Consider the following 12,153-nt stretch of genomic DNA (forward strand, 5'->3'; position numbering starts at 1 on the left):
TTAAATTAAAATCCCCTTTAATATCTTAAAAATTTGGTCACATATTGTGGAAATTATTTTTGTGAGGCGGGCGTCAAACGGGGGCCTGCAGGACGCAGGTCACAAAGGCGTGGCGATTGTTGTCGCGAAATTAGGCCAACAGGACGTTGGTCAAAACGGCGAAGACATGCGGATGTGGCGTCTTTAGCCGTTTATCCCTTGTTCACCCATTAGGTCCCTACTTTTTGAACTTCCTTTAAAAAAGAGAGAAAGCAGAATTCCTATTAGAACTCTGCTTTCTCTTACCGGTTATTTGAACAAATCAAACTTCCCTTTTTTCAATGTTAATGGAACGCCGCCGATCATGTATAATGCGCGATTATCAATCATTTTCTTCATGAAAGAAGCTTTCGTTCCTGTTATTTTTTTACCAAAGGCCACGCCAATCGCATCATCATCACCAAGTGAACATACCGTTCCTTTGTTATCGAAGCTGAATGTGTGAAGATCGGAATTGCCGTTGATCAATTTTGTAAGATTACTTGCGAGTAGTTCTCCCTGCTGCATAGAAATTTGTGCAGTTGGTGGGTAAGGACGATTGATCTCTTCATTAATAATCAACGCACAGTCTCCAATAATAAAGATGTCCTCATATCCAGGTGCACGTAAATATGGATCTACTTTTACACGGCCACGCATATTTTCAAATCCAGATTCTTCAATAATTGGATTACCACGAACCCCTGCAGCCCATACAACCGTTGCCGCTTTGATTTCTTCCGTTTCATCCTCACCTTTTGCCACGATAATTCCATCTGGAGTCGCCTCTTTAATCGCTGTTCCAATCCGGAATTCAACGCCTTTTTTCTGAAGATTTGCCATCGCATATTGAACAAGCTCTGGATCAAATCCTGGTAAGGCAGTTGGGGCAGCTTCCACGCAAATGATCTTCACTAATTTTTGGTCAATATCATATTCTTTACAAAGCTCTGGAATACGATTACCAAGTTCGCCTAGGAACTCGATTCCAGTAAAACCTGCGCCCCCAACTACAATCGTTAAGCGCTCTGGATTTTTTTCTCCTTCTACTTTATATGTCGCAAATTGATATTCAATATGCTCACGAATTTGTCTCGCTGCATTCACGTTCACAATGGAGAATGCATATTTGTCTAAACCTTGAATACCAAATGTTTCAGGAGCCGCACCTAGAGCGACAACTAAATAATCGTAAGAAAGCTCTCCATCTTCAAGAATCACTTTTTTCGATTCAGGCTCTATTTTTGTTACGGTTTTTTGGACAAAATTTACTTTCCCAGGATTAATCACTTTCGAAATATCATAGCGTACTCGGTCATGATGAAGTGTTCCAGCAGAAGCTTCATGAAGCCATGTTGTTTCATAATGATAGTCATTCTTGTTTACTAATACGATATCAGCATCATTATTTCCAAGCTGCTTTTGCAATCGAGTTACGGTCATAAGTCCACCGTATCCAGCACCTAATACCACAATTTTTGGCCTGTTCATATTATATCCCTTCCTCTTTTACATCTTAATAATGGGAGCATGTACGATTATATAATGTGATTCTATTCACGTACAACACTAGAAACCCAGAATATTGTCACAAATTCTTAACATAAGTCTCAATTACATTATATGCTTTTATTCATCTTTTTCAAGCAGTTATTTAAATCCGTGAATTTTTTTATTATTTTGTCACTCCCTGTTGTTTTATCGGGAATGAACTATATGGTATGATAGAAAAGATGAATTTTCTTAGTTCGTACAGGAGGGATTTTCTGTGAAAGAAGATCAACAAATATATGATATTACGATTTTAGGTGGTGGACCAGCAGGAATGTTCACCGCGTTTTATGCCGGCTTACGCGATTGCAGTGTGAAGGTGATTGAAAGCTTACCGCAATTAGGTGGACAACTTTCAACCCTTTACCCTGAAAAATATATATACGATGTTGCAGGCTTTCCAAAAATTAAGGCCCATGATCTTGTCCAAAATTTGAAAGAACAAATGGCGATGTTTTCTCCTACTGTGTGTCTTGGTCAAGCTGTTTCCAATCTTGAAAAACTAGAAGATGGGACGTTTAAATTAACAACGGATGAAGAGATTCATTATTCCAAATCCGTGATTATCACAGCTGGAATTGGCGCTTTCCAACCACGTCGTCTTGAATTTGACAGTGCGATTCCGTTTGAAGGAAAAAACCTGCATTATTTTGTCGATGATATGCAACAATTTAAAGGGCAGCGTGTCGCGATTTTAGGTGGTGGCGACTCGGCCGTCGACTGGGCCTTAATGCTTGAACCGATTGCCGAAAAAGTTAGCCTCATTCACCGCAGGGATAAATTCCGTGCCCATGAAAGTAGTGTGACCCAGTTACAAAACTCGAAAGTCGAAATATTAACCCCTTTCGTTGCATCAGACCTTATTTGCGATCAAATCGCCATACGTGGACTCGAACTCGAGGAAGTAAGAGGAGACCGGAAACATACTATTGAATTGGACTCCCTTATCTGTAATTATGGCTTTATTTCTTCCTTAGGCCCTATCAAAGAATGGGGATTAGAGATTGAAAAGAACTCAATTGTTGTTAACAGCCGAATGGAAACCAATATTCCAGGAATCTATGCGGCAGGCGATATTACGACCTATCCTGGTAAAGTAAAACTAATTGCAACTGGTTTTGGGGAAGCCCCAACAGCGGTCAGCAATGCAAAAGCCTATATCGATCCAAAAGCGCGTCTACAGCCGATGCATAGTACTTCGTTATTTGAGTAAAGAAGCAAAAAATCAGTGAAGTGTGTATACTTCACTGATTTTTTAAGCGTAGCGTTATCGTGAATTCTGCTATCCAAAAAAAGATTGCTATAGCGAAAAGCCAAAAGCAATCTTTTTTTATGTTATTCGATTAAATAATCCTTAACACTTCTCCGGTGTCCCTGTCACTTTCGCTGTGCGGAAAGACGAACCACAGCCACAAGAAACTAGGGCATTGGGATTGTCAATGGTAAAGCCGCCACCCATCATGGATTCCTTATAATCGATCACGGTTCCCGTCACAATTGGCGCACTTTCTTCATCGATGACGACTGGGATATCATGAGCAACAAAGAAACGATCAGATTCTGATTTCTCATGATCTAAACTCATTCCATAAGATAGACCGCTACATCCGCCACCATTGATGGAAAAACGAAAATAAGCATCTTCTTCCCCATTATGCTTCATCATATCCTTAATTTGTAATGCCGCTGCTTCCGTAAGCGTAATAATTTCACTCATTCTTTGCACCCCCATCTTTTTGTGCTTCGTATCCTTTCAGTATATACCTCTTACCCAATATTCTCAACCAATGCAACTGGTTTTAAAACATCGGGTTTTCTTCTAAATATTGGTAAATGTTCTGCACAAGCGCTTCTGGAGAATCGCCTGTCACAACCTCCCCATTCACAAGAGCATACAAAGATTCGGCACATAAATCACAATGATCCAGGCAGCCATATTCAATAATATCTAAATTGGGATCTTCCTCTAAAATTTGTAATGCTTCATAACTTCCCATCCCAAGATTACTAATACAAAATTCAATAATCGGATTCACACGATCACCTCATCCTCATGATTATCCTACTCGCATTCGCTCCAATAGTCAAAAATCAAAACCTCTATAGAGACTTTTAGGATTGACCATTATAGCGCAAAATACACGAGCATCTATAATAAAAGAAACGGATGACGGTAAGAAAAGCGCAAGCGCCCGTTTAGCGACGTACAAACTTTTTAGGGGCCTGACGAGATAAAGGAAACACAGTGAGCCTAATAAGGCGAACTGATGTTGACTTATCTAGGAAGGCACCGAAAGTTTGCTAGTCGCTGGGCGCTGGAGCTAGATCCAACATTAGCGAAAATTTATACTTTCCTATCCGGAAAAAATGATGGCTCATTTCCGTTTCAAAATTTTATATAAAGCGATTTATTTTTCTCTAGAAACTCGGCATGAACGGTTGTATATCCCTTCTGAATTCGGTATACTTTACCATGGGATTAACCATACATATTATTCGAATGAATCTTAAAAACTTCAATATGAAAAGCCTTTTTTATGGAGAATCATTTGTGTATCTTTATCTATTGTTCTGCAAAATTGAACTTATTTTACTCACAAGAAGCTGGCAAAAGGAGATATTTTTATGAAAAAACTAGTACTGCTCGGCGGAGGATACGGAAATATGCGGGTGCTTCGGGAACTCCTTCCTCACCATCTCCCTGAAGATTGGACCATTACATTAATTGATAAGGTTCCTTATCACTCTTTAAAAACCGAATATTATGCCCTTGCAGCTGGAACGGTTTCCGATCAAGATGTACGTGTTTCTTTTCCGGAAGAGTCAAAGTTAAACGTGCAATACGGAGAGGTCACCCAGATTAATTTGGATGAAAAGTTAGTGCATGTAGCCCATTCGGAACCAGTTTCGTATGACCAATTAGTGATTGGCCTAGGCTGTGAGGACAAATATCACAATATTCCTGGGGCAGATCTCTACACACATAGCATTCAATCAATTGGCAAAGCACGTGATACATACCAGAAGTTAAATAATCTATCGGCCAATTCTGTCGTCAGCATTGTCGGTGGAGGATTAAGTGGGATTGAGCTTGCAAGTGAATTAAGGGAAAGTCGTCCAGATTTAACGATTAAACTTTTTGATCGGGGAAAAACCGTTCTTTCTTCTTTTCCAGAAAGAATCAGTCTCTATGTACAAAATTGGTTTGCTTCTAATGGTGTGGAAGTAGTCAATGAGGCCAACATTACAAAGGTAGAAGAAGGCGTTCTCTACAATAATGATCAACCTGTTTCAACAGATGTGATTGTTTGGACGGCTGGGATTCAACCGAATAAAATTGTCCAAGCCATGGATATTGAAAAAGATCGGCAAGGACGCGCCATTCTCACACCTTATCATAATATTCCCCAACATGAAGAAGTTTATGTAGTAGGGGATTGTGCAAGTCTTCCCCATGCGCCTAGTGCACAGCTGGCGGAAGGACAAGCAGAACAAATTGTAGAAGTCATGAGAAAGAGATGGAATGGCCAACCATTACCAGAAGAAATGCCATCCATCAAATTAAAAGGAACACTCGGTTCTTTAGGTAAGAAAAAAGGATTTGGCATGATGGCAGACAGACCGATTACGGGAAGAATTGCCCGTATTTTAAAATCAGGCGTCTTATGGATGTATAAATTTCATAAGGGATAAAAAAACTCCTCACTCTGTGAGGACTATCCTCCTCATACCATTCCTCTCCCCTTGCCGTTTCATTCCCTAGATTTTTTCGCTGAATCTGATTATAATGGTAGTAGTGCGTGTTCAAAAAGGAGGATAAAAAGGACCAAGAAGTTCGAGGCGGCGCAGCCTTCGAGCAGCGGAATGTATGCATTTAGATACATGAGCAGCGGAGAAGCAAGCCAACGAAGAAATTCGCAGTGTCATTTTTACCGGACTTTTTGAACATCCTCTATTAGGAAAGGAGTCGATCACAATGAACGAAGAAACAATGTTAGATCAAGTTCAAGTAGTCCTAGATAAATTACGCCCTTTTCTCCTTCGAGACGGTGGCGATTGTGAACTCGTTGATGTGGATGAGGGTATTGTAAAGCTCCGCTTGCTTGGTGCATGTGGAACATGTCCAAGTTCGACCATCACTCTAAAAGCCGGCATTGAACGTGCCTTAATTGAAGAAGTACCTGGAGTATTAGAAGTGGAGCAGGTATTTTAAGAACCAAAAGCGCAAGCGCCTGTTTAGCGGCGTACAAATTTAAAAGATAAACAGCTAAAAGCGCGCCGTCCTGGCGCAACGCTGTTTTGACCAACGTCCTGTTGGCCTAAACACGGTGAGGACAAAGGACGAACCGATGTTGACTTACGCAATCAGAAGACGTAAATTTGCTAGCCGATAGGCGCTGGAGCTGGACGATTACAGTCTGCATTTAAACTTATCCGCAAGGTACTATTTATAATTTCCTGGTGTTCGCGCTGACGTCTGCTTTCGTCGTCAGCGCCAAGCTTATTCATCAAAAACCGGAGTTAGCTTCGGTTCTTTTTTATGTTCATCTACATATTCAACCATTCAACCGGAGGAATTTCCCCAATTTGTTGATTGGCTATATGAAAAAACTCCCTTAAAAAAAGTTCATAATCACGAGCATTTCGCGTATACCAACTTAGCTTTTCCTCCAGTTGCTTTTTCGACGCTTCTGAGGAACTCAAAAAGTAATTTTCCACACAAATAAAATAATGCAGTGGAAATAATAGTCGGCCATAGATCAATCGCCAGGAGAACCTAGATAATGGGGCAATCGATTGGTATCCCTCTAAAAACCTTGTTATCAATGGCTTATAAGACCGTTGATGCAGAAAATAACATTCACGAATCCATTCGGCGACGTCCCTTGCTCTGTGATCCACTACCCAATCAAAAGGATTCCGTATCGCTAATTGACTTGAATCCCATGTACCTTCCTTAAAACTCTGGTGGCAAATCGTTCGCTGATCTACCTCTGTAAATCGTTCATCAAGCTCCGTATCTTTTACATATTGAATCGCATTTTCACAAATTCCTAAATAATAAGGAAATGAATCCACAAATAATTGATTGAACCGTTCCTTACTAGGCTCTCGAACAAGTCCTGACCAAACCTTTTCCATTTGCTCTAATCTTTGTATCCAGTACTCTTTCCACTGTCCTTCACGATTTAATTTCGTGATCGAGGCCTGCAAATATTTTCCACGTTCATGAAATCTTGCCAATTGTCTCCCGCGGTTTTTCCTAGTGGAACCATTGACATAATGGTTATGCAGCACGACATAATCTTGATCATTAAGTGTAATTAGGAATTTTTGATCGTTTGCTGGAACAAATCTTGAAACTTTTTTATCCCCAAACTTTGCCATATGCTCTGACATCTCATATAATTCTAATAACGCATCTTCTTCCCAGTGGGTAACTTGAATCGTACTATATACAGAACCTTCAGCAAGGTAATAAATCTGACCGTCTATACCTATGGAATTTTCAGGGTGAATATTAAAGTAATTTCGTAAAATATCTTCTGACATGCTACATCCCTCTTTTTACTGATCTATCTTATTTATATGTGTGCTAAACTCATTTTATGGGTGTAAGAATAAAGTGATCGTTAAAATTTGTTCAATCTACTAGATAATACCGTGCGGTAACCATCTTTCACCCGGACTGCACATTCATGGTAAAAAGAGGCATTATTTATAGAAGAAAGGATGTTAAATAATGGACCGAGCGAGAAAAGTTGGAAAAACCGAAGAGACTGCACGTCGTTTATTAGAAGAAAGAGGGGTACAGATTGATGATATTGCCGAGTTGGTAATGTATCTTCAAAAAAGATATCACCCAGATCTTCAATTAGAGGAATGTATCGAAAATATTGAACGCGTCCTGCAAAAGAGGGAAGTACAAAATGCGGTATTAACAGGGATCCAATTAGATAAACTGGCGGAAAAAGGACTCTTGGATGAACCTTTACAACAAATTATTGCAGATGATGAAAGTTTATATGGGGTGGATGAAATTTTAGCCTTCTCCATCGTGAATGTCTATGGTTCCATTGGCTTTACAAATTATGGGTACATTGACAAACAAAAACCAGGTATTTTAGAAAGATTAAATGACCATTCCACTGGAGAATGTCATACCTTCCTTGATGACATTGTCGGGGCCATCGCCGCAGCCGCCTCCAGCCGATTAGCGCATAGTAGTAAAGGCGAAATATAAGAACAAAAGCGCAAGCGCCCGTTTAGCGACGTACAAACTTTTTAGGGGCCTGACGAGATAAAGGAAACACGATGAACCCGAAGGGTGAATCGATGTTGACTTATCGTAGGAAGGCACCGAAAGTTTGCTAGTCGCTGGGCGCTGGAGCTGGATGTCAAACAGCAACGTAAACAGTTATCCACAAGTCGAGAATTTTATAATTTCCCAGACCATAAAAAAAGTCGAAAACAGAAGCACAAACTGTTTTCGACCTTTTTCTATTTAAATCTCCATTCTGCTAACGAATCAAGCACATAGGTTGGTTGGACCATTTTTTCGATCAACATTTCTCTTGTCGTTACACCAGTGTGCACAAGGAGCGTGTCTAAGCCCGCTTGAATCCCCGCCAAGATGTCTGTATCATAATTGTCTCCCACCATCAAAGTGGCTTCTTTGCTAGTTCCTAGTTCTGTTAGCGCCTGCTCCACAATAATCGCCTGTGGCTTCCCAATAAAAATCGGCTCTGTTTGCGTGGACACGGAAATAACAGCAGTTAAGGCACCATTTCCAGGAAGGAAACCGCGTTCAGTGGGCAACGCAATATCCCCATTCGTAGAAATAAACATCGCCCCATTTCGAACGGCTAAACAAGCCTTCGCTAATTTCTCATATGTAATGTCGCGATCTAACCCAATGACGACCGCATCAGGCTCTTCATCAACCAAATCGAAACCTTTTTCCGTCAAGGCGGATTGCAGCCCTTCTCCCCCAATCGCATACACAGAAGCTCCTGGCTTTTTCTCATGCAAAAAATTCGCTGTTGCCATCGATGTTGTAAATACTTGCTCCTTCTTTGTTTCCAAGCCGAAATCTTCTAGCACTTGGGCAACTTGTTCAGGACGCTTCGAGGAATTATTCGTCACAAATAAATATGGAATCCCTCGCCCCTTTAATTCTTCCACAAACTGTAAAGCTTCCTCTATTTTTTCTAATCCTCGATACATGGTACCGTCAAGATCGATTAAATATCCACCATAATTTTTCAAAGTCAAAACTCCTTTTCTCCTAACCCCACATCATTTTTTAAAGGCAGAAACTGGACCTAATTCATGAACTAAATAATTACGAATTGCGTCAGGAAAAGTCGCTAACTGTTCCCCTTGCTGAACAATATTTTCGATGATCAGATTATGATCCACTGCTTCATATTGCTGAACGAGCATTTTCCGACAGCCAATCACGTCTTTTAGTATTCTCGAGAAAGCAGAAGTGATCACCTGCTCATCTGTTAAAATATCGACAATATCCTCATAACTGCCTGGGTCCCTCATAATAAAACCATCAATCATCGCATTTCCTGTATCTAATATCGCTTCAATGATCGTATGGGCGAATCGCTCTAAAGCAGCTTTTTCAAAATCTGTTTCCCAAAGTTGTTGGGATTTCAATAATTCCAATTGCTTTTCCATAAATTGGAGACGTTCTTCTATCTTTTCACGATCAACAAAATACATCCCTTTTCCCTCCTGATTGTACTCTTCTTATTTTAGCATATGAATGTCCTAAAAACATTGGGGGAATCTATTCTTAATAACTAGGAAAGGTGGTTGAAACATTTGGCAGCGAAAGATCGTGAAAAAGATGATATCACAGGGATACCTTATACGGATGTCTCGAATGTGGAGACACAGCAAAATTTCCTTACAGCAGAGGAATTCCCAGAAGGGGGATATGGAGCACCAAGAGGAAAGGATACGCCTGTTGAAAACAAATCAACCCCTTGGAAAGAGGGGCAGCGAAAATACAGTGCTTTTAACTATGAATTTAAATCGATGCATCAAAATCTCCCACGACAATTTCCAGGTGCCCATCCAACCCATGATGACCCTGATACGGACACGCAAACACCATATGAAGATAGTTGATTAGAAAAGTGGGCCCACATGATGATGTGGGTCACCCCACTTTTATTGTCGCTAAACGGGCGCTTGCGCTTTTCTTACAGGATAGGAAAGTATAAATTTTGGCTAATGTTGGATCTAGCTCCAGCGCCCAGCGACTAGCAAACTTTCGGTGCCTGCTTGCGTAAATCAACATCAGTTCGCCTTATTAGGCTCACTGTGTTTCCTTTATCTCAGGCCAACAGGATGTTGGTCAGAACGGCGTTGCGCCAGGACGGCGCGATTTTAGCCGTTCAGCCTTATTATCCAAGTTTGTACGTCGCTAAACGGGCGCTTGCGCTTTTCTTAATTATCCACTTTTTTCAACACAAAATAGGCACAACCAAAATTACAATACTCATAAAGATATTCGTACAAGGAACCAATTTTACTATCGTGACTCGCTTTTTGATTTTGATCAGAGAAAAAGCCTTTTAACCGCAATTGGCCATATCCCCAATCTCCGACAATAAAATCATACTTCGTTAATATATCACTAAATCGCTCTTTAAAGGCCTCTTCCTGAAACCCATCGCGGAATTCGCTAATCAACTCATATTTCCGATTATTCATTATAAGCACGCTATGTCCCTCCACAAAATAAACTTTCTATCCTTGATTATAGCGTAATCCCCAACAATTACTAAGAAAAAAATATATTTTCTGAGCAGGCTAACAGATAAGGAGGTGTTTAAATGAAAGCAAAATGGTCGCTTATCCTTTTAACTGCCAGCCTTGCAGCATGTGGAGGGAATAATGTTGCGGAAAATGATGATTTCTACCCAAAAAGTGGAAATTCTATTAATAAAGAGGAACAAGCTGATGTCTATAACGAAGAGGCCTCTGATGAACAATTTGGCTTTGTTCGTCAGGTAAAAAGCCCAACTCCCAATAACCCAAAGGATGCGAAACCCATTCAATGGATGGATCGTGAGAAAGCAGCCCTTCATATTAGTGAATTACTTGTGGTCTTGCCGCATGTATCAGATGCTAGTGTGATTGTAACTGATCAAGAAATCTTGGTTGCTTATACAACAGACGCAAATGACGAAAAAGGCCGCTTTGAAACAGCTGATCAAGTGAAAAAATCAGTCTTAAATTATGTTCCACGCTGGTATCACGTTTATGTAACAGATGACCCCAAATTGAGACAAGATGTTGAAAATATCGGCTCCATGACAACACAATCACCTGATAAAGACCGCACCGTTAAAATGGTGGTCGATCGTATGCTCGAACGTTCTCCTCAAGGTCGAGCATTAGGTGAGGGGGAAAACGCGAATGGTGAAAAGAACGGTGAAATAAATGATCATGTAGATAAAACAAAATACAAACAACAATACGATCGTGACAATCAATAGCGCTACATTTTAATCTAGGGGGTGATTCCCCCTAGCCATTGGTGAAAGGAGGGCATCATTTGAAAAAAATCATCCCTTGGATCCTCTTCTTCTTTCTATTTTTTAGCTTCGAAGGAGTTCATGCCAAGGAATTAAGTCAAGAAGAAATCTATAGGAAGCGAATGGATTTATACAAAAAAACCGAAGCTCTTACGTCTATCCCCTGGTATTATCTTGCGGCTATTGACCAGTTTGAAAGAAGTATTCGGGATGTACGAAAGGATTTACCTGATCCTCCGGCGATCATCGGCTATTATGTTCCACCTGAGCAGTGGGCTGGCCCGCTTAATCCTAACCCAAAAGATACCAACCCATTCACAATCGCATTATTCGGTGGCATCGGGAAAGATGGGAATGGCGATGGAAAAATCGATCAAACCAATGGAGAAGATTTGCTTTATACATTAGCACAATATTTGCGTGCATATGGGGTGGATGATCAATCTTTTCGACTCGCTCTTTGGGATTATTACAAAAGAGACCAAACCGTTCGTTCAATCATGACGAACGCCAAAATTTACCGAACATTTGGGCAAGTGGATTTAAGTGAAAAGGCCTTTCCTCTTCCGAAAGGCTATAACTACACCTATAAAAACACATGGGGGGACCGCCGTGGTTGGGGTGGGAGAAGAATCCATGAAGGAACCGATATTTTCGCAGGATATGGAACCCCTGTACGCGCTGTTGCCTATGGTGTAGTCGAATTGAAAGGCTGGAATAAATATGGAGGCTGGCGCGTTGGCATTCGTGATTTAAATAATACGTACCACTACTACGCTCACTTAAATGGTTTTTCCAAAGATTTAAAAATTGGTGATGTCGTGAAACCTGGTGATGTGATCGGAAGTGTTGGCAGCTCCGGTTATGGACCACCTGGAACGGCCGGCAAATTCCCCCCTCATCTTCATTTCGGTATGTACAAAGATAATGGCATTCGTGAATGGTCCTTTGATCCTTTTCCTCATTTAAAAATGTGGGAACGTTCTTCCAATAAGAATCAATAGAGGAGTTTGGAAATTCA

The 12,153-nt window shown here is 40.7% G+C and carries 14 protein-coding genes; 7 read left to right on the plus strand and 7 right to left on the minus strand.

The genetic code is table 11. From position 1 onward, the window contains the following. Positions 1-288 precede the first annotated feature (288 nt). The gene (locus KI363_RS04820) at positions 289-1,509 is read right to left on the minus strand and encodes an NAD(P)/FAD-dependent oxidoreductase (RefSeq protein WP_212965656.1); all 1,221 of its coding nucleotides are present in this window, start codon (positions 1,507-1,509) and stop codon (positions 289-291) included. 334 nt (positions 1,510-1,843) lie between these two features. Between KI363_RS04820 and KI363_RS04825 the strand changes: the two genes are divergently transcribed. After that, positions 1,844-2,782 carry an NAD(P)/FAD-dependent oxidoreductase gene (locus tag KI363_RS04825; protein WP_373306729.1) on the plus strand — a complete coding sequence of 313 codons (939 nt, stop codon included), beginning with the start codon at positions 1,844-1,846 and terminating at the stop codon, positions 2,780-2,782. A 141-nt stretch (positions 2,783-2,923) separates the two neighbouring features. Here KI363_RS04825 and KI363_RS04830 read toward each other — a convergent pair whose 3' ends face one another. After that, the gene (locus tag KI363_RS04830) at positions 2,924-3,286 is read right to left on the minus strand and encodes a HesB/IscA family protein (protein WP_158322454.1); all 363 of its coding nucleotides are present in this window, start codon (positions 3,284-3,286) and stop codon (positions 2,924-2,926) included. 82 nt (positions 3,287-3,368) lie between these two features. Continuing rightward, on the minus strand, positions 3,369-3,605 hold the full coding sequence (locus tag KI363_RS04835) for a YuzB family protein (RefSeq protein WP_158322453.1): 237 nt from the start codon (positions 3,603-3,605) through the stop codon (positions 3,369-3,371). 589 nt (positions 3,606-4,194) lie between these two features. On the opposite strand from KI363_RS04835, the gene KI363_RS04840 reads away from it, so the two are divergent. Next, positions 4,195-5,262: an NAD(P)/FAD-dependent oxidoreductase gene (locus KI363_RS04840; RefSeq protein ID WP_212965657.1), complete on the plus strand. Its 1,068-nt coding sequence runs from the start codon at positions 4,195-4,197 to the stop codon at positions 5,260-5,262. A gap of 283 nt (positions 5,263-5,545) precedes the next feature. Further along, the gene (locus tag KI363_RS04845; RefSeq protein ID WP_158322451.1) at positions 5,546-5,782 is read left to right on the plus strand and encodes a NifU family protein; all 237 of its coding nucleotides are present in this window, start codon (positions 5,546-5,548) and stop codon (positions 5,780-5,782) included. A gap of 335 nt (positions 5,783-6,117) precedes the next feature. Here the strand turns inward: KI363_RS04845 and yutH are convergent, their stop codons facing one another. Continuing rightward, the gene (gene yutH, locus KI363_RS04850; RefSeq protein ID WP_158322450.1) at positions 6,118-7,122 is read right to left on the minus strand and encodes a spore coat putative kinase YutH; all 1,005 of its coding nucleotides are present in this window, start codon (positions 7,120-7,122) and stop codon (positions 6,118-6,120) included. A gap of 190 nt (positions 7,123-7,312) precedes the next feature. Here yutH and KI363_RS04855 point away from each other — a divergent pair, with 190 nt between their 5' ends. Further along, the gene (locus KI363_RS04855) at positions 7,313-7,813 is read left to right on the plus strand and encodes a phosphatidylglycerophosphatase A family protein (protein WP_158322449.1); all 501 of its coding nucleotides are present in this window, start codon (positions 7,313-7,315) and stop codon (positions 7,811-7,813) included. Between the two features lie 257 nt (positions 7,814-8,070). Here the strand turns inward: KI363_RS04855 and nucF are convergent, their stop codons facing one another. Further along, entirely contained in the window at positions 8,071-8,838 is a 768-nt protein-coding gene (nucF, locus tag KI363_RS04860) for a 5' nucleotidase NucF (protein ID WP_212965658.1), read from the minus strand. 30 nt (positions 8,839-8,868) lie between these two features. After that, positions 8,869-9,306 carry a DUF86 domain-containing protein gene (locus KI363_RS04865; protein WP_212965659.1) on the minus strand — a complete coding sequence of 146 codons (438 nt, stop codon included), beginning with the start codon at positions 9,304-9,306 and terminating at the stop codon, positions 8,869-8,871. 102 nt (positions 9,307-9,408) lie between these two features. On the opposite strand from KI363_RS04865, the gene KI363_RS04870 reads away from it, so the two are divergent. Then, the gene (locus KI363_RS04870; protein ID WP_212965660.1) at positions 9,409-9,717 is read left to right on the plus strand and encodes a cytosolic protein; all 309 of its coding nucleotides are present in this window, start codon (positions 9,409-9,411) and stop codon (positions 9,715-9,717) included. Between the two features lie 321 nt (positions 9,718-10,038). On the opposite strand, the gene KI363_RS04875 is transcribed toward KI363_RS04870, so the two are convergent. Continuing rightward, positions 10,039-10,305 (minus strand): YutD family protein, encoded by a 267-nt coding sequence (locus tag KI363_RS04875; RefSeq protein ID WP_191967486.1) that lies wholly within the window; start codon positions 10,303-10,305, stop codon positions 10,039-10,041. A 122-nt stretch (positions 10,306-10,427) separates the two neighbouring features. Here KI363_RS04875 and KI363_RS04880 point away from each other — a divergent pair, with 122 nt between their 5' ends. Beyond that, a complete protein-coding gene (locus tag KI363_RS04880) occupies positions 10,428-11,093 on the plus strand; it encodes a YhcN/YlaJ family sporulation lipoprotein (protein WP_158322445.1) in 666 nt (221 codons plus the stop codon). A gap of 59 nt (positions 11,094-11,152) precedes the next feature. Then, positions 11,153-12,136, plus strand: a complete 984-nt coding sequence (locus KI363_RS04885; protein ID WP_191967479.1) for a M23 family metallopeptidase — start codon at positions 11,153-11,155, stop codon at positions 12,134-12,136. Positions 12,137-12,153 lie beyond the last annotated feature (17 nt).

It is taken from the genome of Lederbergia ruris, from assembly GCF_018332955.1.
Classification (GTDB): domain Bacteria; phylum Bacillota; class Bacilli; order Bacillales; family Bacillaceae_C; genus Lederbergia; species Lederbergia ruris.